Origin of the sequence: Pseudochelatococcus sp. G4_1912 (assembly GCF_047501465.1) — a bacterium.
GTDB lineage: Bacteria > Pseudomonadota > Alphaproteobacteria > Rhizobiales > Beijerinckiaceae > Pseudochelatococcus.
On sequence record NZ_JAZDRL010000001.1, the window covers coordinates 194,106 to 217,544 of the forward strand.

The 23,439-nt window shown below is 51.4% G+C and carries 19 protein-coding genes and 1 tRNA gene; 12 read left to right on the forward strand and 8 right to left on the reverse strand.

What is annotated here, in order from left to right; all coding sequences use genetic code 11:
* The first annotated feature begins 156 nt into the window (after window positions 1-156).
* The 3 genes from VRZ32_RS00880 (at window position 157) to VRZ32_RS00890 (ending at window position 1,913) form a co-directional block, all read left to right on the forward strand.
* Complete coding sequence (locus VRZ32_RS00880; protein ID WP_414523557.1) at window positions 157-1,131, forward strand: NAD(P)H-dependent flavin oxidoreductase; 975 nt, start codon at window positions 157-159, stop codon at window positions 1,129-1,131.
* A 100-nt stretch (window positions 1,132-1,231) separates the two neighbouring features.
* Entirely contained in the window at window positions 1,232-1,681 is a 450-nt protein-coding gene (locus tag VRZ32_RS00885) for a SufE family protein (RefSeq protein ID WP_414523558.1), read from the forward strand.
* A gap of 145 nt (window positions 1,682-1,826) precedes the next feature.
* Window positions 1,827-1,913 (forward strand) — tRNA-Leu (locus VRZ32_RS00890).
* 1,503 nt (window positions 1,914-3,416) lie between these two features.
* Here the strand turns inward: VRZ32_RS00890 and VRZ32_RS00895 are convergent.
* From VRZ32_RS00895 to VRZ32_RS00910, 4 genes are all read right to left on the reverse strand, one after another.
* Entirely contained in the window at window positions 3,417-4,193 is a 777-nt protein-coding gene (locus VRZ32_RS00895) for an EAL domain-containing protein (RefSeq protein WP_414523559.1), read from the reverse strand.
* 109 nt (window positions 4,194-4,302) lie between these two features.
* Window positions 4,303-5,265 (reverse strand): glycosyl hydrolase family 18 protein, encoded by a 963-nt coding sequence (locus tag VRZ32_RS00900; protein WP_414523560.1) that lies wholly within the window; start codon window positions 5,263-5,265, stop codon window positions 4,303-4,305.
* A 14-nt stretch (window positions 5,266-5,279) separates the two neighbouring features.
* The gene (locus VRZ32_RS00905) at window positions 5,280-6,692 is read right to left on the reverse strand and encodes an exopolysaccharide biosynthesis polyprenyl glycosylphosphotransferase (protein ID WP_414523561.1); all 1,413 of its coding nucleotides are present in this window, start codon (window positions 6,690-6,692) and stop codon (window positions 5,280-5,282) included.
* 130 nt (window positions 6,693-6,822) lie between these two features.
* Complete coding sequence (locus VRZ32_RS00910; RefSeq protein ID WP_414523562.1) at window positions 6,823-7,221, reverse strand: hypothetical protein; 399 nt, start codon at window positions 7,219-7,221, stop codon at window positions 6,823-6,825.
* 236 nt (window positions 7,222-7,457) lie between these two features.
* Here VRZ32_RS00910 and VRZ32_RS00915 point away from each other — a divergent pair, with 236 nt between their 5' ends.
* The 4 genes from VRZ32_RS00915 to VRZ32_RS00930 all read left to right on the forward strand — a co-directional run bounded on the left by VRZ32_RS00915 (window position 7,458) and on the right by VRZ32_RS00930 (window position 13,656).
* Window positions 7,458-8,792, forward strand: coding sequence for a lipopolysaccharide biosynthesis protein (locus tag VRZ32_RS00915; RefSeq protein ID WP_414523563.1), 1,335 nt, complete (start codon window positions 7,458-7,460; stop codon window positions 8,790-8,792).
* A 449-nt stretch (window positions 8,793-9,241) separates the two neighbouring features.
* Entirely contained in the window at window positions 9,242-11,395 is a 2,154-nt protein-coding gene (locus VRZ32_RS00920; RefSeq protein ID WP_414523564.1) for a GumC family protein, read from the forward strand.
* Window positions 11,386-12,153, forward strand: a complete 768-nt coding sequence (locus tag VRZ32_RS00925; protein WP_414523565.1) for a polysaccharide biosynthesis/export family protein — start codon at window positions 11,386-11,388, stop codon at window positions 12,151-12,153. The genes VRZ32_RS00920 and VRZ32_RS00925 overlap by 10 nt, the downstream gene beginning before the upstream one ends.
* Window positions 12,154-12,309: 156 nt before the next feature.
* The gene (locus VRZ32_RS00930) at window positions 12,310-13,656 is read left to right on the forward strand and encodes a hypothetical protein (RefSeq protein ID WP_414523566.1); all 1,347 of its coding nucleotides are present in this window, start codon (window positions 12,310-12,312) and stop codon (window positions 13,654-13,656) included.
* 74 nt (window positions 13,657-13,730) lie between these two features.
* Here the strand turns inward: VRZ32_RS00930 and VRZ32_RS00935 are convergent, their stop codons facing one another.
* Window positions 13,731-14,186, reverse strand: a complete 456-nt coding sequence (locus tag VRZ32_RS00935) for a DUF2141 domain-containing protein (RefSeq protein ID WP_414523567.1) — start codon at window positions 14,184-14,186, stop codon at window positions 13,731-13,733.
* 197 nt (window positions 14,187-14,383) lie between these two features.
* On the opposite strand from VRZ32_RS00935, the gene VRZ32_RS00940 reads away from it, so the two are divergent.
* Both VRZ32_RS00940 and VRZ32_RS00945 read left to right on the forward strand, forming a co-directional pair.
* Complete coding sequence (locus VRZ32_RS00940; RefSeq protein WP_414523568.1) at window positions 14,384-15,040, forward strand: MarC family NAAT transporter; 657 nt, start codon at window positions 14,384-14,386, stop codon at window positions 15,038-15,040.
* A gap of 130 nt (window positions 15,041-15,170) precedes the next feature.
* On the forward strand, window positions 15,171-15,302 hold the full coding sequence (locus tag VRZ32_RS00945; protein ID WP_414523569.1) for a hypothetical protein: 132 nt from the start codon (window positions 15,171-15,173) through the stop codon (window positions 15,300-15,302).
* 111 nt (window positions 15,303-15,413) lie between these two features.
* On the opposite strand, the gene VRZ32_RS00950 is transcribed toward VRZ32_RS00945, so the two are convergent.
* Both VRZ32_RS00950 and VRZ32_RS00955 read right to left on the reverse strand, forming a co-directional pair.
* The gene (locus tag VRZ32_RS00950; protein WP_414523570.1) at window positions 15,414-16,847 is read right to left on the reverse strand and encodes an NAD-dependent succinate-semialdehyde dehydrogenase; all 1,434 of its coding nucleotides are present in this window, start codon (window positions 16,845-16,847) and stop codon (window positions 15,414-15,416) included.
* Between the two features lie 208 nt (window positions 16,848-17,055).
* Window positions 17,056-18,027, reverse strand: a complete 972-nt coding sequence (locus VRZ32_RS00955) for a rhamnosyl transferase (protein WP_414523571.1) — start codon at window positions 18,025-18,027, stop codon at window positions 17,056-17,058.
* A gap of 469 nt (window positions 18,028-18,496) precedes the next feature.
* Here VRZ32_RS00955 and VRZ32_RS00960 point away from each other — a divergent pair, with 469 nt between their 5' ends.
* Window positions 18,497-19,306: an ABC transporter permease gene (locus VRZ32_RS00960; RefSeq protein WP_414523572.1), complete on the forward strand. Its 810-nt coding sequence runs from the start codon at window positions 18,497-18,499 to the stop codon at window positions 19,304-19,306.
* Between the two features lie 6 nt (window positions 19,307-19,312).
* A complete protein-coding gene (locus VRZ32_RS00965; protein WP_414523573.1) occupies window positions 19,313-20,113 on the forward strand; it encodes an ABC transporter ATP-binding protein in 801 nt (266 codons plus the stop codon).
* Between the two features lie 73 nt (window positions 20,114-20,186).
* Here VRZ32_RS00965 and VRZ32_RS00970 read toward each other — a convergent pair whose 3' ends face one another.
* The gene (locus tag VRZ32_RS00970; protein WP_414523574.1) at window positions 20,187-21,638 is read right to left on the reverse strand and encodes a mannose-1-phosphate guanylyltransferase/mannose-6-phosphate isomerase; all 1,452 of its coding nucleotides are present in this window, start codon (window positions 21,636-21,638) and stop codon (window positions 20,187-20,189) included.
* Between the two features lie 294 nt (window positions 21,639-21,932).
* Here VRZ32_RS00970 and VRZ32_RS00975 point away from each other — a divergent pair, with 294 nt between their 5' ends.
* On the forward strand, window positions 21,933-23,423 hold the full coding sequence (locus VRZ32_RS00975) for an ABC transporter substrate-binding protein (RefSeq protein WP_414523575.1): 1,491 nt from the start codon (window positions 21,933-21,935) through the stop codon (window positions 23,421-23,423).
* The last annotated feature ends 16 nt before the right edge of the window (window positions 23,424-23,439 follow it).

Sequence of the window (23,439 nt, forward strand, 5' to 3'; positions counted from 1 at the left end):
CGTCATATGCAATACCAATCTATAGAGGCGCCTTTGGAAAGCCGTGCATCACGATTTTAATACCGGTCAACCGGGCTTAATGAAAAAACCGTCAGTTAACACTTTGCGTGGAAAAGTGTTTGGCATCATAACAAGTTAGGGAATGGAGCGCGTAGTATGAGCTTATTGTCGAAGAACCGGGCGATCCTTGGAGCGGAGCATTTGACATTGCCGGTGATTGCCGCGCCGATGTTTTTGGTCTCGGGGCCTGAGCTCGTTATTGCACAGTGCAAAGCAGGCGTGATCGGCAGTTTTCCCTCGCTCAATGCGCGACCTGTAGAGATGCTGGATCAATGGCTGACGCGCATCTCACAGGAATTGCGCGAGCACGATCTGGCCAATCCCGATAAGCTTTCAGCGCCATTTGCAGTCAACTTGATTGTCCACCGCTCTAATAGCCGGCTGGAAGAGGATCTGGCTCTTGTCGTGAAGCATAAGGTGCCGCTGGTGATCACATCGCTTGGCGCGCGTGAGGACGTCAATGCGGCTGTCCACAGCTATGGTGGCAAGGTACTGCATGATGTGATCAACACGACATTTGCACGCAAAGCGATCGAAAAGGGCGCAGATGGTCTGATTGCTGTCGCGGCTGGTGCGGGTGGGCACGCGGGCACCTGGTCGCCTTTTGCATTGGTTGAAGAAATTCGTGCGTGGTGGGATGGCCCGCTGGCGCTTTCAGGCGCAATTGCCACTGGTCGCGGTGTTTTGGCGGCGCAGGCGGCAGGCGCAGACTTTGCCTATATTGGCTCAGCCTTCATCGCTACCAAGGAGGCGCAGGTATCGCAAGGTTATAAGGATATGATCGTTGCAAGTGGTGCCTCAGATATTGTCTATACGGATATCTTCACAGGCGTATCCGGCAACTACCTGAAGCCATCTTTAGTGGCATCCGGCATCGATCCGGATCAGCTCTCACAGATGACGCCGCAATCGCTGGAAACTTTGTCGGCGAAGGATGGCTCCAAGGCCTGGCGCGATATCTGGGGGGCAGGGCAAGGGATTGGCGCCATTAAAGATGTGCCAACGGTTGCGGGGCTCGTTGTGCGTCTGAAGCAGGAGTATGATGCCCAGCAGGCGTGCTTATCAGCATAGTCCGTAATAATTTAGCGGGCGGTTTTGCAGGTCGCCCGTAAAGTCACCATATTGGCATGGGATAGAGCCCAGCATCGGCAACAGCAAGTGAGACCATGCAATGCAGCCCTCTCTTGAGGAAATTCTCGATAACTTTGCGTTTCTTGACGATTGGGATGACAGATATCGTTATCTCATTGAGCTTGGGCGTATGCTTGAGCCGATATCGGAAGAAGCGCGTACGGAGGCCAACAAGGTCCGCGGCTGCGCTAGCCAGGTCTGGCTTGAGGTGTGCGAGAGCTCTGGTGGGGCAGATGGCGCGCCAATTCTTACTTTCCGTGGCGATAGTGATGCGCACATTGTTCGTGGCCTTGTTGCGCTGGCATTCGCGATTTTCTCTGCCAAGCCGGCATCGGAAATATTGCGCACGGATGCGTTCCCCATTTTCGAACAATTGGGGCTTGCATCCCATCTCACCCCGCAGCGTTCAAATGGGTTACGATCGATGGTGGACCGAATCAAGGCAGATGCTCGAAGCGCGATGGCTAATGCTGCATCAGCAGCTTCCTGATATTTATGTGGTTCAGAAAGTTGTGTGATATCAATATGATCCCCTAGTTTTTCCACAGGCGTTGAGCATCGTTTGCGAAAGATTGCCGGTGCCCATTGACAGTTTGAAGAGGTCTTCGTAAACAGGCGTCCTCGCTTGCGGGCGGGCCCAGGTGGCGGAATTGGTAGACGCACCAGCTTCAGGTGCTGGCGCTCGCAAGGGCGTGGAGGTTCGAGTCCTCTCCTGGGCACCAAATTTAAGTTCTGGATCGACCAATAGGTTCAGGAAAATATGAAAAAAGCCCGGTTTTGCCGGGCTTTTTTCGTTACAAAATATAGATAGACTTGCTAGCCGCGAGTGTATTTTTGAGCTATCCAATTGGTGGTGCGCCACATAATCCTGCTGTCCCGGTGCCTCCAGGCGGACTCCCTTTGCCGGGAGTAGCTGGTGGTGGTATTTCTCATAGACTAGGGTTATTAGACCAAGGTGGAATGGGGGGCAGCTATCGCAAATGCAGGCAATGCTCCTGAAATTTCATTCCAATGCGTCCGCTGGTAGGGATGCAGCTGCCACTGTGAAGCAATTATGGGATGCATTGTGGTTTAAGTTAATATCTGTTTTTGGATGCGTTCCTGAATTTGAGTTTAATGCTAATGTGCTTCAGGACATGCCCCCCTGATGAACAGAAAGAAATTCGGGCTTCTCTTCTGAATAATTTATCGCTTTCTGAAATGCCTGATGGTTATGAGCACCCGTAAATCCTGATGCCTGTTCAGCGATTACAAGCTTTGACTAGAGAGGCGTTTAGAGAAGAGCGCTTGCGACTTCTCCGCAGAACACAAATGAGAAGTATAATATTGGTCACAAAGTCATAGTTGGAGAGACCAGTCCTGATTGCCTGTGGCGATTAGGGATGTGACTTTCTCCTTTGCTCCTGTCCCTTTTGAAATTTCTTCTGGCAGTCAAGGGCAATAGCTACATCAGCCTCACATCTGCGCAACCTAAACGCCAAAATTAAATTGCAGGTCAGATAATGCCGGAAGGCAAAGTTACGGGCACTCTTCTTTTCGCATGAATCTCATGCACAACGCTGCGCAAGCATAAAAAGCAATTCTGATTGAAGCGTTTTGCATTAGAGAAGGGGCGTAAAGGTTTAGGCTAAGCATGCTGATATGATATCGGTTTGTGTAGTCTGATGTCATTAGCGTCGGAACGCTATGATGCCTTATTCATGGGGGCTGGGTGGCTCGGTAGGGGAGAGGTACCTCTACAATCACCAATCGCGCGGATGTCACTTCTGTGCCGGAAAATCCTGTTACCTGACGTCCTGTTTCCAGCATGCCTGCTCATGCTTATAAGGCGCAGAAAAAGAAGTTTCGCGTCTTGCTGGATGGCCGTGCGCTTTTCTCAGGTCGTAGGTGGTAGTTCTTGAATGATGGGAGCTGTGACGTTTTAAGGGTGTGCTCTTGTGCTGAGCATGGCAAGCGATATCAACCCTTGCTCTCTCTGATCATCGAGTTTTGGCCTGAACAGTGGCGCTGTTAAAGCGCGGAATCGCGTCGGAAGGGTTGGCGGTGATACAGTTTATCCCCGACTGCTGCGCCATCGGTTTCCCGGGATTTTTCGTTTTTGGAACGAGTTATGTTGTTGCGTGGGATAGGTCGATAGGGTTCAGGTGCTTTAGATGTGGTGGTGGCATGTTATCCGCCGTTTAGCTCATGTATAAGAAGGCTTGGGCGCATCAAGTACAGCCGTCTTATAAGACAGCCGAGGTTCGATCGCTGGCGAAGCTGGATGCATCAGATTGAGCCATTTCCCGACCATAGTGCCATCCTTGAGCTACCACACAGCCCAATGATTGCAGAATGGTAGCTTGTTCAATGTCTTCTACGCCCTCAGCAATAATCTCCAACCCAAGACTTGTCCCAAGCCCGATAATTGCTGAAACAATTTTCTGGTTGCTGCTCTCGTTGGCGATATTGCGCACAAAACCTCGATCGATCTTCAGTGTTTTGAACGGGAAGTCGCGAAGACGGGTCAGGCTGGCATAGCCAGTGCCGAAATCATCAAGCGTGATAGAAACTCCCGCATGGCCCAAGCGCTCAAGAAGTGCGCGGACAGCGGGACTTTCCGAAATGGCAGCGCTTTCTGTCATTTCTATCCGCACCCTTGCGAGTGGAAATCCGCTTTCTGATACAGCCGAAAATATCATTGAGACTAAATTGCAGTTGTTGAACTGCAGCGGAGAAATGTTGAAAGCGAGATAAAAATCGCCAGGCCAGCACTGCGCCATTTTGCAGGCAGATGTAATGAGATGATAGGTTAAGGCATCAAGAAGGCCATCTTCTTCTGCCCATGGAATAAAGGTATCTGGGGTAATATTGCCATAAACTGGACTATTCCATCGCGCCAGAATTTCAAATCCAATCAGCGCATGATCGTTCATGACTACGATTGGCTGAAATGCGGGCCAAATCTCGTTGTTTTTCACAGCGTCAGAAAAGGCGAGTCGCCGCATGTCGGTGACAGACAATATCAACTCCTCCTCTATCGACGGGGCTTGAGATGCACCGTGATATTCTTTCATTCTTTAGGCAGAATTATGAATAGATTAATAATATTCATTCTCAGTCTTTATATTTCTATGGTACCGGGCTTTCACAATTTTTTGCGCCCATGATCTTGCATAGAGACCGGGATACTTCACGGTAATCAACATGAGGCGCGCAATTAGCCTCTGGCGGGCAGTCACGTAACACATAAAGCATAGCGCCGCCATTCGCATCATGCCGTGCGTGAGCAACTTTACGGTTGATGGTCTCGGGTGTGGCAAGCGTGCCATCAGATATCAGAGGCATGACTGCAATACCGGCTAATAGCGGTCCTTTCCACGCTGTTCTATAAGCAGCAAAGGCGCGGCTGGGATCATAGTCAGGGCCTGCGTCATAAGCCATGATTGATACATAATCGATATAAGGTGCGGCATCCGAGCGAAGCAAATTCAGCATTGATCCAGTCCAGGGACTTTTAGGGCCTTCGTCAGTGAATTCACCTTCGCCGTAAGCGCCAACGCTCCAACCCGGAAGAGTTAGCAGATAGGGACGTGGCATTTGCATGCGCGTACGCTTGACCAGCTCAATCCATGTATCGTCGCTAGCGCAGCTTATACGTCCATTCGGCATAGGCAGGCAGTTGGGCGAGGAGGGTTCATAATCAAGGTCAACGCCATCGGCGCCGACATCTTTTACGAGGCGAGCCAGGGCGTGCTCATTGAAACGGTCCCAGCCTTGCCATCCTGCGCCACCAACAGAGATGATAACCCGTGTGTCTGGATGGCGCTTTTTAAGCAATGCAATCGTATCGCGTAAAATCTCTCCTGAGAAACTGTATTGCAATCCAGTGCGGGAAATATCCAGGTCACCTTCATACACCATATCAGGGCGCGCAAAGGCGAGGGCGACAATATTCATATATCCCGGTAGACGGGAAAGCGTTGTTTGAGAGGCCTCAATAGCCGGTAGTTCATACCAACTGGCATGATAGGCCATAAAAGGCTTCTCGCGAGCACTCGCAAACGGCACAGCTAAAAGAAGCAGTGATGCCACATAGGCTATAAGCCCTAGAAGATATCGTCTCCTGCCATGCCTTTTGTGACTGTCAGCAGCATGATTTTGATGTCGAGCCATAGTGACCAGTTCTCAATATAGTAAAGGTCAAGATTGACGCCCCTGATTGCCCGTTCAGGAGTATGAATACCACCACGCATCCCGCTTATCTGCGCCCAGCCGGTAATACCCGGCTTCATCTGGTAACGGTGTGCGTAAGCCCTTATCGTATCATATCGTCCGATATCGCCAACTTGCATATTCGGCACATGTGGACGCGGGCCGACAACTGACATTTCGCCCCGGAGAACGTTAATTAGTTGTGGCAATTCATCGATGGACAGCTTTCGCAAGACTGCGCCAACACGTGTAATACGCGGGTCATCCCGTAATGTTCCAAGTGAGCCATCATCAGTAGGATCGTAAATCATCGTGCGGAGCTTGAGCACTTCAAAGGGCTTGTCGTTATACCCCACGCGTGTTTGGCGAAACATAATGGGACCGGGTGTTTCCAGCCGGATCGCTATGGCAGAGATAAGTAGAATCGGTGCAACAACAATCATTCCAATTGTCGCCACAACATAGTCTTCGATCATTTTTATGAGATTGAGCGTGCCCTTCAGCGGTCTTCTTATAACCTGCAATACGCCCATGCCAGAAACGGTTGTTACTTGAGAAAAATGCGGATTAAACACAGATTCTTCTAGTGGCACAAAAACATCGATAGAGAACCTGCCAAGCTTTTCGATAAAATCACCCGCAATGGTAGCATGACACCAGGGAATAGCGAGAAATACCATATCTGCTGGCGTTTGGCGCATATATGCAATCAGATCATCGCTAGTGCCAAGCACCGGTACGCCGAGTGAGTTCAGGTTAATATCTGATTTTATTTCATCATCAGGTAGTGTTAGCAGGAAAATGCCGACAATTTGATGCAGTTTTTGTTGCGCTTGTTGCATGTGTGTCATGACGCGCGTGATCTCTGCTGGCGTACCAACGATGACGACCTTGCGTACAAGCAAAGCATGATGGTCTGCCCACCATAAAAAGGCGCGTACAAGAATAAGCCGGCCTGACATGATCATGGCCCAGATAAGAACTATTTGCGAAATGATGCGTGCCCATGAGGCCGAGTTATGAGCCAGCAAAGCGCCATCAATAACGCCCATCATCAATCCAGTCAGGGCTACACCAACCGTGACTTGTCGCAATTGCCGCGGAAAACTAAGGTAATGTTCAAGCCTGTAAGCGCTGCCAACATTCATGATCCATGTGTAGATGATGACATGGAAAATCGCATAAAGGCCAAGATGCAGAAAACTGCCAAAAGGATGCATGAAATGCATGATGATAACGCCGGCCACAATCATGAGGCTGTCGCACATCATAACAAATCTATTGATCAGGCCATGGGTCCAGATCATGCCTGCAGGCTCCTTTAGCAATTTGTCTTGGGCGATCAAGTAATGTTTGAGCGAAGAGTCAGGAGACTATAAGAAAATGGGCTCTATAGGTAGGTCAAGAACAAGGTAGGGCTCAAATCAGGTGGGGAAATCAGGGGCGGCAGATAACGCTGGGCCAGCGTCGGTCCTGATAAAAGGGTTGTAGTTCCAGCGTTGTTAATGCGCTCCAAAGAACATCATCATGTTCAGGGCACATGGCCATGACGGCAGATACCGGATTGCCTCGCCATTCTTTGGGAATGTGAATGAGGACATGAAAAGTATTGAGAAATCCTTCAGGCTCATTCATCCACCATAAAGGCGGTAAGCGCGATATCAGTAGTCTGCGTATTTCACGCCGGGGGTCGTAAGGGTTAGGGTCGATTTCGGGATCCAGAGCCGTATTATTCTGTGATGATATTTGCGCTGCAACCGGGGATGCGTTTAGCATGACACCGACAGGAAGCAGGAACATCTGGGTGCAAAAAACAATCAATGCCCAGTTGCGCATTGTCAGAATAACACCGGCTATTTTATGCCTTACCATAATCCCCCCTCTACCATGCGCTGTTATTTCTTATCCGATGGAGTTTGCGACAGTGTGCGTGTGGTGCAAGGATTGTGCAAGCGCGTGAGTGGTTCTAATCAAAGGCGAAAGCGAACGTCAACTGCTCAGCCTAAGAGGCATGCCTTTATTGTTGCTTTGGTTGCTACTATGTTTCAGGCGTAAAAATCCAGGATATTCCTATGCATGCGATAAAGACGAAGTCTTCACGCCGGGAGCGCTTTGTAGCGCTTATCCCAATGCTTGGGCTTTATGGCGTTGGCATTGGTGTGCGTGGGCTTGAGGTGGGCGGCAAGCTGGGCCTCTACATGCTTGCTGCGCGCATCCTGGGTGCTTACGATGCCGGGCTTTTCTTTCTTGGCCTCACCTGGGCAGGATTGGCTTCTACTATTGCGCGAATGGGTTTGGAACGAGCGCTGACGCGTCATTTGGCGGCGGAGCTTGCGGTAGGCAATCGGCAAGCAGCACGGGCTGATCTGATTACGGCGTTAGTCTGGACAACGCTCGCGGCAGCGTTAATCGCTTTGCTAACAATTATTGGTGCGAGGCCGATTGCGGAGCATATCTTTGCAGAGCCGCCGCTTGCTGTCGCCTTACAGCTTGCTGCACTATCAATCGTTCCGCAGACACTCGCGATTGTAGCCGGCAGTGCGCTTGCTGGTTTCCAGCGTGGAATTTTAGCGCAAATCGTGCAAAACGCGCTGTGGCCGGTTTTGACATTGTTAGCGCTGGTCTTGGGGGCGCATGACCTGCATACATTGCAAATGTTTCTTGCGGGTGCAATGTTTGCATCTGCCGTGCTTGGTCTTGCTATAATCGCTCGTCGTTCTGAGCTTAGACGGGGAAATAGTGCCTCTGAGGCGGAAATATTGCCTGAGGGGCAGGCGAGCTATGACCCGCTTCCAGGTTTGTGGCGCACGGCTATGCCACTGGGAGTTGTCGAGGTCGTGCAGGTCTCCATAAGCTCATTGCCAGTGTTGGCATTGGGTGTTTTTGTTGACCCCGCCACAGTTGGCGCCTTCAGTGTTGCGCAGCGTATTTCCATGCTGATTTGGGTTGTGATTTTGTCGATTGGCACTATTTCCGCGCCTTCCTTTGCAGCGCATCATCGGCGTGGGGATCTGGCGGGGTTGCAGCATGTTAACCGCCGCACCCGAATAATGGTGATGGCCTTTGGCCTGCCACCGGTTGGGTTAATGATGTTCTTTCCCGCAACATTTCTTGAGCTTATCGGGCATGGCTTTGATATTGCTGCTTCTGCACTGGTCATCATGGCAGTGGGGCAGATGATCAACTGCTTGTTGCCATGTCAGGATATTATGCTGGCCATGACGGGCCATGGCGTTGCGTTGCGTGCGCTTAATCTTTTGCAGCTTGGTGTTTGTATTGTACTTGGTGCCATCCTGTTGCCGCTATGGGGGATGACGGGTGCAGCTATCCTTACAGCTATTATTATTGCGCAAGGGGCGATTGGCACGACCTTGGTCTTGCGCCGCGTGATGCCGGGGGCCTTCTAGCCGCGGCTCTAATGACTGAGAATAGGGTGTGTCCATCACGTTAATTTCGATAAGCCAGGCCCGTTTGATCTGTTGAACGTGGCAGGCCATGCCATGCGCATTGTGTTTGATCGGCTGTTGGCGCCCAATCTTTTCCTGCACTAAATGATAGAACATTGTAACCAATAGCGACATAACTGTCTGTTATGACATCGTTTTTGGAGTTTATGTTATTGCCGCCTCTGGCATAAATCTTTTTACAATAATTATTTGCACATTTTGATGCGTATTTTGCATCAACTATTTGAAATTAAAATTTAATAAAATCTTTTGATAATTATATACAGGAAATTAAGTGTTGCTAAATAATCATATCTTGTAAGAAGCATCGTATTCATAAACGTATGCATGTTTCCGTCCGTTGCGAGTCGCGATGGTGGTTGGGCAATCTGATTAGAGGGGAGCGTTCAGTGACAGCCGTATCAGTGCAGGATGCTTCACCGGCCGAATATACATCGTCGGGTACCCCTCGGGGGCGAAGCCGCACACCGTTTACATTGCGAGACCTTTTAATCATCGGCTTTTATCACCGGCGAGCTATTATTCTCTCTGCGTTGATACCGATCCTGATTGGACTCGTTGCGGCGATTGAAACGCGCACCCAATATACCGCAAACGGCCTGTTGATGGTGCTGGTTACACGTGAGTTTGCGGGCAATCAGGATGTTCTCGATACAGGCCCGACTGTGTTGTCAGTTGAGGGGCTGAAGTCGGTAGAGGGGGAGGTCAACATTTTGGGTAGTGCGGATGTCATTCGCAAAACCATTGATGATATTGGCGTTTCCACTTTATTCCCTGATACGGCCCGTTGGTGGTATCCGCAATTTCTGTTTGGGCCACCGCAGAATGTCGGTGACCGGCTTATCAAGCGTTTCCGTGACGCGTTCAGGGCTGAGGTTCAGTCTGACTCGAACATTATTCAGGTGAGTTTTACAAATCCGGATCGTGCGTTGGCGGTGCGCGTTGTTGACAGGTTGATTGCCAACTATCTTGAGCATCGCCGCGCCCTGTTTGCCAATCCACGCTACGCGCCGCTGGCCGAGCACGTTATAAGAGTTACTGCGTTATTGGAGCAGACGGAAGCAGCCATTGAAGAGGCCAAGCGCGCCGCCGATGTAATAGACATTTCGCAAGATCGCTTGCTGGCAGTTAATCAGGTTGATGCGATCATTCAGCGTATCCGGCAAGTGCGAGAGCGCCGTGAGGCGGTGATCGGCCAAATGGAGGTGGCACAGAAAGAGAAGCAGGCGTTGGACGAGACTGTGTTCGATTTCAAGGAGCTCAGCAACGCCGCCACCAACGATGATGACAGCAACTTCCTGACCCGCTTGCAAGCAGAGCGTCAGCAATTGCTGAGCAAATTCGCCCCCACGCACCCGCAGATCCAATTGCTGGACCGCCAGATTGCCACAGTGCGCAACATATTGCGCAATCCTGAGCAGAAGGTGGCATGGACAAGCCGTGACGTGCGCAATCCTGCTGTCAGCTTCATGACCAACATGATTTTGGGACTAAAGGTCGAGTTGGATGCGCTCGATAAGCAGCTTGTTGAGCTGGATGCCCAGCGTGTAAGTGCCGATGCGCGCGTTAATGTGTTGCGAGATGCTGATCGTCGGCTTGCTACTCTGGAACGCCAGCACAGTGTGTTATCAGATGCTTATAAGGAATATGTGCGGCGTGCCGAAGCTGCGCAGATCGAAGAATCTGCAACACAGACACGGCTATCCAATGTGCGCGTGGTGCAGGAAGCGCGGGATGCTGTCACCAGCCGGAACATGGCATTGCCCTATCTGCTGGCTGGCCTGGTTGGTGGTGCATTGGTTGGTGGTGCGGCGGGGCTGTGTGCAACAAGCTTGCGTACAATCTACATCACGCCAGATGAGGCTGCTGCCAGCACAGGCTTGCCCGCGCTCACAAGTTTCACAGAGGAGCTGCCTGATCCAGGAGCGCCACAAAATCGTCAGGCCCTATCTAATCTCGTAACGCATCTGCTCGATATACCGATAGACAATCGTTCCCTTTCAACCTTGCTGATTACTGATGTTTCAGCTCCGCAGGATCGAGAGTTGCTGGTTGATGCTATCGCGCATGAGATCAGCGCTGCGCGCAAACTGCGTACTCTGCTAATCAATGTGCCAGACCATGATACCCATGAAGCCGATACTCCTCCAACTGAAGAGGTTGCAGATAGCAAAGCAGTGTCATGTGCTATCGAGGTGCGTGAGACAGATGTCGCAGGACTGGATATCGCATTGCCCTCTGTTGAATTGCCGTTTGGTGGATCGCGAATTTCAACAACGCGAGCACGTGAGATCCTTGATGAGCTGCGTGAACGCTATGATGTGATCCTGCTATCGGCCCCTGTTTCAACCGAAGGAGCAGCGGCTTTGCGTCTTGCTCCGGTTGTTGATGCTAATCTCATCGTTATCCGGGCAGAACGTTCAAGGGCTTTATCGGTATTGCGTCTACGCGATGCCATCCTTGATGCGGGCGGAGGCCTTGCTGGCTTCGTCATGACCGGTCGTAAATATTACCTGCCAGAATGGATTTACAAATGGGCGTGACGTTACGTTCGGCGGCCAGTCTTGCGCTGTGCATTGGGCTCTCCGCTTGCGGCTCGGCACAGCGCAACGAACAGCCACTCAGCACTGGCCACAACATTAATTTCACTGAAGTAAAGCCTCTTGGCTTTGCCGAATGGGCAAACACGCCGCCCCATTATCGTGTGGGGCCTGGTGATAAGCTCAAGGTCAAATTCTTGCTGACGCAGGAGCTCGATGAAGAGGTAACCGTTGCCCCTGATGGTTATGTTGGTTTGCGGGCAGCTGGGCAAGTCAAGGTTGAAGGCCGCACTGTTCGCGATATTGAACGTGTGGTGCAACGGGCGGCGGCGAAGACAGCAGCAAGCCAGCCCCTCGTCGTGTCGCTTGAAGAAGCGACATCATCGAAGATCTATGTGGGCGGATCTGTAAAACAGCCGGGCCCTTATCGCATTGATAATATGCAGCTGGGCGCTGTTGAGGCGGTTCTATTGGCTGGTGGATTCAGCGATGAAGCACGATTGGGGCAGGTGGCAGTCATCCGCCGCGGCCCCCACGGTAAGCCAATGCTGCGCACCATTGATGTACGTGCCATCATCCAGACGGGCGGCTCCACTGATGTGCCGCTGCGGTCGGGCGATGTGCTTTACGTGCCTCGCAGCTCGGTCGGCGAAGTCAATCTATGGGTAGCCCAGTTTATTGAAGGAGTGGTGCCCTTCCAGCGTAGCTTTACTTATACGCTTGGCGCTTACCGTACCACTTCGGGTGGCTTTATCCCATAAATACCCCTTGCCGGGCGGCGATAGCAAAAGCCGCCCGGATTACATTTCCTGAAAGGGCCATCTGATCGCTCTGTGTTCGCCCCAAATCAAAAAACAGGAGCATGGTCTGCTCAATAATGATCAGAACCTGACCTTGTGGAAGAAGCGAGTGATAAGATGAGAAGGCTCCTGGTTCGAAAATCACCGAATGGTGAAGCATTGGTGGGGGCATCGCAGTTGGTGCGGCATGCGCCACTTCCTCTTTTGATATATCGCACGATCGATAACAGCTTCACCCGAGAAAACATTGCCAGAACACGCCCCGCTGAAACATTCGTTGCAGCGGCAATGATCTTGTCTTTGCTGTTTTTTGGGCAGGTGTTTTATTATCTCAATCAGCTAGAGCCGCTGTATTATTTATCGAAAGCGTGGCCAATCATTGTGTTGCCAATGGCAGCGCTTGGCATGCGGCCTGGTGTTGTTGGGCAAGCAGCTATCCCACTGCGATGGCTGTTTGTGGCAGTCCTTGCCTATACGATTGGTATAACGCCTTTGCTTTCAATGCTCTATCTGGGCAATGGCTTGGTTGATGCGCTGCTGACCACAGTCAAGGTTTTGCCACTGCTATTTTACCCAGCGCTTGTGTTTCAACTTGCCTGGCTAAAGCCCTCAGCTCGCATGTTGCGTAAATGTGTGCTGGGTCTTGGTGTGATGACATTTGTATTGATGGTGATTTTGTGGGTTACAGTGCCTGCAAGCTGGTATTCGACCGACAGTGCCACCAGCAAATTGCTGATCTATGAATTTGAGCGCGGTTATCGCGTATCTATGCCAATGTTCTTTGGCTTGCTTTTAATTTTCTATCTCGGTCGCCAATTCGCATATACGATACGCTGGTATTATATTTTGGCAATTGCTGTGCTGTTTGTGTTGCTATTCCTGATCTACAAACAGCGCACCACTATTGCTATGGCGGCCATAGTGGTTGTCCTCGCATCATGTCCCGAGAAATGGCGGAGATTGGCATTTGCAGGCGGGCTTCTTGCGGCTGCGGGTGCGCTGGTATTTGTGCTGGTGGCGCCATTTATGGAGCAAGTCACCGCCTCATTGGGAGCCTCGCTCTTGATAAGGCTCGATTCCTTGCAAAGGGCCATTACCTTTATTGGAGACAGGCCGCTCAACTGGCTATTCGGTATGGGAGCGGTGACACGCTTCAGCTCGGTCTCGATGGCAAATATTTTGGGAAGTGACTATTTCTTCCTGGCCGATATCGGCTGGGTAGGTGTTATTTTCGAATATGGGATCGTTGGTGCAGTTCTGATAGCGGCGCTTTATATTGCTGCATTTCTGACCGCTGATCATGCAGGGCGAGAGAGCGGAAATGCATTTGCACTGGCCCTCAGTGACTACCTGCTTTTCATGATCTTTTCATCAGCCGTTTATTCGCTGGTTTTTGTGCCGGGAGAGATGGCAACAGTTCTCGCGCTTTCGGTATATCTCAAAAAAATCCCGCAAAGTGGGTAAGCTTTGCGGGAAACAGCCATGCTGAAATAATTGGAGAGCCAGAATAATTAATTTGTTCTGGCTCTTATTCTGAATCAGTAAATCAGTTTTATATCAAGGCTGGCAGGTGCCTGGCCGATAGGGAATGATGCTTTTTCAAAACTTGGCGCACCGAAGGTGATCGAGTGATTGCGCGAGAAAGCAACGCCCTGCTTGGGAATACCAAGAAGTCCGAATTCCACCTGTCGTTCGCCTTGTTCTGCATGGAACAAGGCTACAGCGTAGGTGCCGGGTTCAACATCGGTAAACTGGCAAACTGCCTTGCCATTGCTGATTTTGCCTTCAGCCTTCTTGAACTGTTGCCCTGCCTTGGGCCATCCGTTCGGGGAGTTGAATAGGCCGCAACGAATGACACCATTATCATTGCGAGCACCCGTTACGTTGACGTTGACAGTAGCAGCGCTTGCCAACACGGGAGCTGCCACTACAAAAGCCAATGCCATAGCGCTGGCGCAGGCAAGTGAACGTGCGGTTGCCGATACTTTAAACATGCGAATCCCCCTAAGGTGTTTATGGGTTTATTATTCGTTTTATATATCTTGCTTTTGAATGCTACGGAAGGTGTTAGCAAAACCCTATACAACGAAGCTGAACACTGTTTTTCTGAAATAACTATGCGCATGGGTTTTATCGCGCATTGGGATGTGCATAGGTATTCTAACCTTTTTCAGAGCGGGCATAAGCCGGTATGTATTATTTCGATTACGTTTTGCTGGGCTACTCAGCTCTGTTGCCGATCGCCAACCCGTTGACCAGCATGACATTGCTTCTCAGCTTGGGGAAGGGCTTTACGCCTACGCAGCGAAAAAGCGAGATAAACAAGGCATCTCTTTATGTCTTTGGCATTTTGATTGTCAGTTTTTACGCTGGTACCTTGCTCATGAATCTGCTGGGCATTTCCATTCCGGGCCTGCGTATTGCTGGCGGTTTGGTGCTTACGTACATCGGTTTTACAATGTTGTTTCCCACATCTGTCAATGAAGCTGCCCATCAAACTGAATTAGCCGGGGATATATCGCCAACCCGTCCTGTCAGCATTGCTTTCGTGCCTCTTGCAATGCCGGGTACTGCAGGGCCAGGTACCATTGCCATGATCGTCAGCGGCGCATCGACGCTTAAAAGCGGCGGTGATTTGACGTTTTTTGCCCATTTGGCAGCAATGACAGTATTTGCACTTTTGGCGCTTACGTTCTGGCTATGCCTGCGCAGTGCCAGCAGCATTGTGCGTTTCTTTGGTCAATCTGGCATAGATGCCTTTGCGCGGTTGATGGGCTTTATTTTAATTTGTGTCGGTGTGCAGTTTCTCATCAATGGTGCGACGGAGGTCGTTACTTCCATAAAATGATGTGTCGCTTTCTGCGGTTGTAATCTTGTCAGTTTGCCACCATGCGTGGTAACCGGGATGAGAGATTGCCGTGCGAAAACGTATCGGCGTAAGCAGGGTAGTGCCCGCAGAAGAATCGCAGGAGGCGTTCATGGCTGACAAAAATACGCACGGGACGGAAGTTGGAACCGAAGTGCCAGGTAGTTTTTTCGTCGTTGGCGTAATTATCGCATTTGTGCTGATCGCCCTTGTCACCTACACAAACGTGACCTTAGGTTTATAAGCACTTTTCATTCTGGATGATCCGCTGTGATCATCTACTATGAACCAAAGCCGACGCCAGTAATTACTGGCGTCGGCTTTTTATTGTGCAGCCTCAATAGGTCGCTATTCTCTATAGACTACCCTGCGATACGAACTTCGTGTTGAGGTAGGCCTCGATCGCTTCAAGACCACCTTCTGATCCATAACCTGAATCCTTGATGCCGCCGAAGGGCACTTCAGGGAGGGCGAGCCCCAGGTGGTTGATCGTCAGCATGCCGCTCTCAATTGATTGCGCCAATGCCGTTGCCGTCTTGGCAGATCGGGTAATTGCGTAAGCTGCAAGGCCGTATGGCAGACGATTCGATTCTGCTACTGCATCTTCGAAATCCCTGAATGATGAGACCAACGCCAGTGGGCCGAATGGCTCCTCGTTCATCACGCGGGCACTGGTGGGTACGTTTGCGACAATCGTTGGCTCAAAGAAATATCCCTTATTGCCAATGCGTGAACCACCTGTGACGAGTTCAGCGCCGTGTTGAATGGCATCCTGAATGAAGCTCTCCAGCGCAGGGGCACGACGCTCATTGGCGAGTGGGCCCATGGTAATGCCTTCCTGCGTGCCGTCTCCGACTTTCAGTGCTTTTGCCTTTGCCGTGAATTTTTCGATGAACTGGTCATAAACCTTCTCCTGCACCAGAAAGCGTGTGGGTGCTACGCATACTTGTCCCGCATTGCGGAACTTTGCGGAGGAGAGCATTGTCGCTGCAACATCGAGATCCGCATCATCAAAAACAATAGCAGGCGCATGTCCGCCAAGCTCCATCGTTGCGCGCTTCATGTGCAGGCCGGCCAGCGCAGCAAGCTGTTTGCCAACAGGAGTGGAGCCGGTAAACGAGATTTTTTTGATGACGGGGTGAGGAATAAGATATTCTGAAATCTGTGCAGGTACACCGTAAACAAGGTTCACGACGCCTTCAGGAACGCCTGCATCAGCGAAGGCACGAATGAGTTCAGCCGGCGAGCCAGGTGTTTCTTCTGGCGCCTTGACGATTATCGAGCACCCGGCAGCGAGTGCTGCAGATAACTTGCGCACCACCTGATTGAGCGGGAAGTTCCAGGGCGTAAAAGCCGCAACAGGTCCAACCGGCTCCTTGATGACCAACTGATACACGCCCTCAGAACGCGCGGGAACCACGCGACCATAGGCGCGCCGCGCTTCTTCGGCAAACCAGTCAATAGTATCGGCTGCACCAAGCGTTTCTCCGCGTGCTTCCGCAAGCGGTTTGCCCTGTTCGAGAGTCATTGTCAGTGCGATCTGATCAACCCGTTCACGCAGCAGATCAGCAGTTTTACGCATGATTTTTGAACGCTCAAAAGCTGATACCTTGCGCCAGGTCTCAAAGCCCTTTTCCACTGCGGTGAGCGCCAGATCGAGATCCGGAATTTCAGCGTGAGCGACATGGCCGATCACTTCTTCTGTTGCCGGATTGATGACGGGGATGGTCTTGCCTGAAAGGCTGTCGCGCCATGTACCGTCGATAAAAAGCTGGACGTTGGCATACATTTGGATGCATTCCCTATGATGTCTCCCCGTGAGGACCCATGCCTGATGGCCTGATATCTCCGGGGGCTTCGCTATGGCGGTGTGGGCAATTATTCCGTCAATGATGCCCCAAGTGAATGCAGATTAAGCGATATATGCCCAAAAAGAAAAGGGCGGATGTTGCGGATCTCCGCAACGGGAGACGCATGGGTCATCTGATGCTAAAGCATTATCCGCGAGCGTTTACTTTTACAGGGGGAGCGGAAGAGGGGACACGTCTGGTTGTCGACTTAACCTCTGGCGGTGGGCCAAGCCGTCCTGCAAGCCCGGTAATAAACCCTTTAATGAGTGAATGTGGACGGGCTATATTACCATGATCGGCCAGCCAGTAGGCGAGCATTTGCATCGCCATATATAGGCATATACGGATTTTCCAACGTTTTGGTATGTGGTTGAAGCGTAATAATGCGGCTTGATTGCGCGCATAAGTACCCAAACGTAATGGCGATTGGATGGGTAGTTTCCAGCCGATAAAAGGAACGGTGATATACCCATTCCCAAGCCGATGTGGCATCAGGATGTCATCTGCCATCCAGCATGAATAGCCTGTTGACCATGCACGAAAACACCACTCGATATCGATGGCATCAATGAAAAAGTCGCTGCGGAATGCGCCTACCTGATGAAATGCCGTAACGTCAATAAGGCTACCGGATGAAATCGCGAACCAAACTGCTTGCGAACTGGCGGTTATCCGGCCAGATGAATGCCGATGGATTGTCGGTGGCTTATGCTCAGGCGATGCTGAAATAGGTTTAGGGCCAAGGAGTGCAGGGCGCTCACCCATTTCATGAAGTGTTTCCATACGTGTAGCGAGGGCTGATATCATGCCAATGGACGGACTTGAATCCTGATCAAACAGGATAACGCGTTCTATTTGTTCAAATGCGGCGCCATGCATACCAGCACGTGACATGATGCGCTCATATGCGCCACCCAGTCCGATATTCTCGCCAGGATCGTCAATATGAACCGGCGTTGCGCCCGCTATCTGCTGTAAATAAGCGCTTTCGATCATTTTCATGGGCGAGTTGGCGACGATGACAATTGCCACAACCTCCGATGCGATGGCCGCGATAAGGTCGGCAAGCACTGTCAAATCGGGTTTATAGGTTACGATACCCGCGACAATGTGCTTCATTTCCGCCTACCGTGTTTGGCTAAATAGTATTAAAGAGAATAAATTTGCGAATATATGATATAAATTGATATATATTCGACATATAATTCATTATCAGCATGTTAATTTTGGGTCTATGGGGATTACATTAAATGCAATTCATTTTTGTTCGACAATAATGTCGTTATATACGCATATTTGACGTGTATTCATGCGAATTTATTGCGTCTATGTTCTTTGCCGCAGATGTCTGGTGGGATAAACATAGCTTCGGGGGTTATGGAAAGCGGGACGTGGGCGTTGACCAACCGTCTCGTCTCCGATAATGACAGGGCGCCCGGTTAGCGTTGCTTCCGGTCTTTTTGTGTTAGCTGCTGTGATGATTTTGTGCCGCCATGGCGCATATGGGCCACTGGCGCTGCCAAATATCCTAGTGCGGGCCTCTTTGTAGGCTCGTTTGCGTTCAACCTATGTTGAGTGAACACCTTATATGTCCCTAAATCCCACCGCCAAAGACTGGCGCCTTTCGGCCAATGATTTTGCGCGCGGCATGAAATCCTGGCAGATATGGGCCTTGATGGGCGTCAGTGATATTCGGCAGCGCTATAAGCGCTCACGTTTTGGCCAGTTCTGGATCACGCTGTCGATGGCAGTGTTTGTCGCTGGTATCGGTCTTGTCTTCTCGCTGCTGTTTAAGCAGCCAGTGGCCGAATATGTGCCTTACCTTGCGGTCAACTACATCATTTGGACCTTCATGGCGGGCATCGTGTCCGACAGCTCGACGGCTTTTACACAAGGCACGGTATTCCTGCGACAGGATAATTTACCGAAAACGGTTTTTGTGATGCGGGTGATCGTGCGCAATCTGATTGCGCTGGCTCATAACATCGTGATCGTCCCACCTGTTTTCATCTTGTTCGGAGTGAAGCCCGCATGGGCTACTTTCCTGATGATTCCAGGTTTCATGCTGATGCTGGTTGCGGCGTTTCTGGTTACGATGTTGTGCGGCATTTTGTGTACGCGTTTCCGTGACTTGCCACAGATCATCGCCAATCTGCTGCAGCTTGCCTTTTTCATGACCCCCATCATGTGGCGCGCTGATCAGCTTGGTGAAAATGGCTGGTGGGTAACGCATCTCAACCCGTTTGCAATTTTCATGCGCATTGTTGCTGATCCGATCCGTGGTCATGTGCCAGATGTTGCCGATTATGTATCGGCATTGATCGTCATCGCAGGATTGCTGGCCATAACCTGGCCAATGTTCGCGCGCTTCCGCTCGCGCATTGTATACTGGCTGTGAGGCAAAATGGCGCAAATTGACATCAAAGGCAAAGCGAAGAGCACTATTTTGCCATCCATCAATCTCGTTAACGCGACTGTTGAGTTTCCGATTTACAACGCGCGTGGGCGTTCTATTCGCTCTACGCTGTTGCAGCGTGTTGGCGGCACAGTCAGCACCGAGGCGGATGGCGTTACGGTAACGGCGCTGCGCGATGTAACGCTTTCGCTTAATCATGGCGATCGGCTGGCGATCGTTGGTCACAACGGTGCAGGTAAGTCGACGCTGCTGCGCGTATTTACTGGTGCTTATGAGCCCTCCAGCGGTTCTGCGCAGGTTGTGGGCAAGGTAGCTTCGCTGCTCGACATCACCATGGGCATGGACCCGGAATTGACCGGCGCAGAAAACATCATCCTGCGCGGTGTTTTCATCGGCATGAGCCTTGAAGAGGCGCGTAACTCGATCCCGGAAGTTGCAGCATTTTCCGAGCTTGGGGATTACGTCAATTTGCCAATGCGCACCTATTCAAGCGGCATGACGCTTCGGCTTGCTTTCGCCATTTCGACGGCGAAATCGCCGGACATCCTGCTGCTTGATGAGCTGATCAGTGTAGGCGACAGCGGATTTGCGGCAAAGGCGCGCGAGCGGATTGAGCGGATGATGAATGGCGCCAGCATCCTGGTGCTGGCTTCGCATGATCCCCACACGCTGCGCAAATACTGCAACCGCGCAGTCATGCTATCAGAAGGGCGCATCGTTGCTGAGGGTTCGGTTGATGACGTACTCAAGGCTTATGGCGCTGATGATGAAGTAGACGGCTCGCTATAAGCGCGCTGTTTGCATCTTGCCAATCACGCGCCCCGTCTTCCGGCTGGGCGCGTTTTTACCAGATTTGCCCGCCTTAATTGGCGGGTTTATCGTCTGTGCGGGCGTAAATGTCTTCAATGCGTACGATGTCGTCCTCGCCCAAATATGGGCCGGATTGTACTTCGATCAGATTGAGAGGCAATTTGCCCGGATTTTCCAGCCTGTGGACGCAACCAAGGGGCAGGAAGATTGATTCGTTTTCACGCAACAGCACCTGTTCATCATTGCGTGTAACGAGGGCTGTTCCGTTCACCACAACCCAATGTTCTGCGCGATGGAAGTGCTTCTGCAGTGAAAGTTTTGCGCCTGGGTTGACGGTAATGCGCTTGACCTGAAAACGCTCGCCAGTGTGGATGGACTGGTAGTACCCCCAAGGTCGATGTACCTGAACCGTCTTCGTTGCAGCGGCATGGCCATTCTTGCGCAGACGCTCAACGAGCAACTTCACATCCTGATCGCGGTCCTTGCGTGTCACAAGCACCACGTCCGGCGTGGCGACGACGACGAGATCTTCAACGCCAAGAGCTGCAATCAGCTGCCCTTCGCCGCGGAGATAACAGCCCTTGGCCTCAACAGCGACCACATCACCGACGAGCGCATTATTATCGGCGTCCTTTTTGTCAATCGCCCAAAGTGCCGACCAGCTACCGACATCTGTCCAGCCGCAGTTGGTAGGGGTGACGACGGCAAGTTCGGTCTTTTCCATCACTGCATAATCAATGGCGATGGAGGGGCTTTCCGCAAAGCTGGCCTCATCCAGACGGATAAAGTCGAGATCCTCGCGCGCTCCATCGATCGCCTTGCAGCAGGCTGAGAGCACTTCAGGCGCCAGGCGCTCAAGCTCTTTCAGGAATACATTCGCTGGCAGAAGGAAGATAGCGCTGTTCCATAGATAATCGCCGGAAGCGATGTAGCTACGCGCGGTTTCCGCATCGGGTTTTTCGACAAAGCGCTGTACTGCAAAGGTGCCGGGCACATCAGTTTCACGTGCACTGCGCTGGATGTAACCATAACCGGTGGCCGGCTCAGTAGGCTCTACGCCAAACAGCACAAAGTGCCCAGCCTGGGCAGCGGGCAGACTTTTGCGGATAGCCTTTGTTAGCTTGTCTGGCTCCTGCACAACGTGATCTGCTGCGAGTAGCAAGATCAGGCCATTTTTATCGCGGCGTTTTTCGATGAGCGCTGCGGTTGCCGCAGCTGCAGTGGTATTCCGACCGACAGGTTCGAGCACAATGGTGGCATCATTGATGCCAAGTTCGCGCAATTGTTCTGCAATTACAAAACGATGCTCGACATTGGCAATCACGATGGGAGCATTGAACATTTTGCGGTCAGCAACCCGCAATGCAGTTTCTTGCAGCATGGAGCGATCACTGGCGAGCGGTAGCAATTGTTTAGGAAACGTCTCGCGGGAGAGGGGCCATAAACGTGTTCCCGTGCCGCCAGAAAGAATAACAGGTGTAATCCGCCGCTCAATATCGCTCATGTCGTGCCTGATGTTTGCTGTCAAACTTGTCTCCATGTTTAGCACAGCTTTTGACCTATTGGAGAATCCTGTATTGCATACAATGCCGGATCCAGAGCGTTCTATTTCAATAGGGGTGAGCTTATCTGGGGGTATGCGCTGCTTCAGGATTGTGTGATTATTACAGCTTGCTGCACATAATGGGGCAACAAGTTGCTTGCGTCTGGCTGCCTTTGTCGTGATAACGGCAACCGCAGGATGGCGTGTGATGCGGGGCATGGCGCCTTTATCCGGCGAGAGGTTGGAGAGAGCAGAATGGTAGCATGGCGCGCACTGCGACGGGGGATTGCTCTAACAGTGGCCTTCATGGCGCTGACAATAGGGCCCACTATGGCTCAGCGCAGCGACATCACCATCGGCGTGCGTCTTGAACCCCCCCATCTTGATCCCACAGCAGGCGCGGCAGCAGCTATTGGCGAAATCACTTATGCCAATATTTATGAAGGGCTAACCCGAATCGATCGGAATGGCGAGGTAAAACCGGGCCTGGCTGATCGGTGGGAGGTCTCGGATGATGGGCGCGTTTATACGTTTCATCTGCGCCCAGGCATCTCATTTCATGATGGCAGTTCATTCGATGCGGATGACGCTAAATTCTCGCTGGATCGTGCTACCGCTGATGATAGCGTAAATCCGCAAAAGGCTTTACTTGAGCCAATTGAGGCAGTCGACATTATCGACCCACGTACGTTGCGCATTGAGCTGAAGCGTCCCACCTCACAGTTTCCATTCACACTTGGTCTGCCGGCTCTTGTCATGGTGGCAAAGGAAACTGCTGATAACAATAAAACCAATCCGAATGGAACGGGGCCTTTTCGGCTTGCGCGATGGTCCAAGGGCGATCGTGTGGATTTGGTGCGTAATGAGCGCTATTGGGGCGAAAAGCCAGCGCTGGCACGCGCCACCTTCCGTGTGATCGATGATCCTTCAGCTGCTTATGCTGCGATAATGGCTGGCAATATAGACGCTTACACGAATTATCCTGCACCGGAGAATGTGCCCCAGTTTCAGGCTGATCAGCGTTTTAAGGTTGTTATCGGTAATACTGAGGGCAAAACCGTGCTTGCCATTAACAATGGGCGCAAGCCGTTGGACGATATCCGCGTTCGCCGTGCCATCTCTCACGCTATTGACCGTAAAGCAGTGATCGATGGTGCATTCTACGGCCTCGCGCAGCCTATCGGCTCGCATTATGCGCCGCAAAACAAAGGCTATGTCAATCTGACAGGGCGCTATCCTTACGATCCGGATGCAGCGCGTGCATTGCTGAAAGAGGCGGGCGTTTCAGATCTGCGGCTCCGCCTTGTATTACCACCACCATCTTATGCGCGCCGCTCAGGCGAGATCATCGCCGCTCAGCTGCGGGATGTTGGCATTACAGCGGAAATTGTACCCGTTGAATGGGCGCAATGGCTCTCGGATGTGTTTCGCGAAAAGCGTTATGACCTCAGCATCATATCGCATGTAGAGCCGAATGATCTCGATATTTACGCGCGTGATGACTACTACTTCAACTATCACAGCCCTGCTTATAAGGCGCTTTATGCATCACTGGTTGCCGAGCAGGATGAGGCGAAGCGGTATGATATTCTGCGCCGCATTCAGGAAATGCTTGCAGATGATGCTGTGAATGGCTTCCTGTTCTTGTTTCCCAAAATCGGCATCTGGGACGCTAAGCTGCAGGGTTTATGGGAAAATGCCCCCGTTCCCGCTAACGATCTGACTGAGGTCAAGTGGGAACACTGATCGTATTCGTGTCCAT

Bases quoted from the DNA above. Each gene is read 5' to 3' on its own strand.
- VRZ32_RS00880 (WP_414523557.1), top strand. From the start codon at position 157: ATGAGCTTATTGTCGAAGAACCGGGCGATCCTTGGAGCGGAGCATTTG.
- VRZ32_RS00885 (WP_414523558.1), top strand. From the start codon at position 1,232: ATGCAGCCCTCTCTTGAGGAAATTCTCGATAACTTTGCGTTTCTTGAC.
- VRZ32_RS00905 (WP_414523561.1), bottom strand. From the start codon at position 6,692: ATGATCTGGACCCATGGCCTGATCAATAGATTTGTTATGATGTGCGAC.
- VRZ32_RS00910 (WP_414523562.1), bottom strand. From the start codon at position 7,221: ATGCGCAACTGGGCATTGATTGTTTTTTGCACCCAGATGTTCCTGCTT.
- VRZ32_RS00915 (WP_414523563.1), top strand. From the start codon at position 7,458: ATGCATGCGATAAAGACGAAGTCTTCACGCCGGGAGCGCTTTGTAGCG.
- VRZ32_RS00925 (WP_414523565.1), top strand. From the start codon at position 11,386: ATGGGCGTGACGTTACGTTCGGCGGCCAGTCTTGCGCTGTGCATTGGG.
- VRZ32_RS00930 (WP_414523566.1), top strand. From the start codon at position 12,310: ATGAGAAGGCTCCTGGTTCGAAAATCACCGAATGGTGAAGCATTGGTG.
- VRZ32_RS00935 (WP_414523567.1), bottom strand. From the start codon at position 14,186: ATGTTTAAAGTATCGGCAACCGCACGTTCACTTGCCTGCGCCAGCGCT.
- VRZ32_RS00940 (WP_414523568.1), top strand. From the start codon at position 14,384: ATGTATTATTTCGATTACGTTTTGCTGGGCTACTCAGCTCTGTTGCCG.
- VRZ32_RS00945 (WP_414523569.1), top strand. From the start codon at position 15,171: ATGGCTGACAAAAATACGCACGGGACGGAAGTTGGAACCGAAGTGCCA.
- VRZ32_RS00950 (WP_414523570.1), bottom strand. From the start codon at position 16,847: ATGTATGCCAACGTCCAGCTTTTTATCGACGGTACATGGCGCGACAGC.
- VRZ32_RS00955 (WP_414523571.1), bottom strand. From the start codon at position 18,027: ATGAAGCACATTGTCGCGGGTATCGTAACCTATAAACCCGATTTGACA.
- VRZ32_RS00960 (WP_414523572.1), top strand. From the start codon at position 18,497: ATGTCCCTAAATCCCACCGCCAAAGACTGGCGCCTTTCGGCCAATGAT.
- VRZ32_RS00965 (WP_414523573.1), top strand. From the start codon at position 19,313: ATGGCGCAAATTGACATCAAAGGCAAAGCGAAGAGCACTATTTTGCCA.
- VRZ32_RS00970 (WP_414523574.1), bottom strand. From the start codon at position 21,638: ATGAGCGATATTGAGCGGCGGATTACACCTGTTATTCTTTCTGGCGGC.
- VRZ32_RS00975 (WP_414523575.1), top strand. From the start codon at position 21,933: ATGGTAGCATGGCGCGCACTGCGACGGGGGATTGCTCTAACAGTGGCC.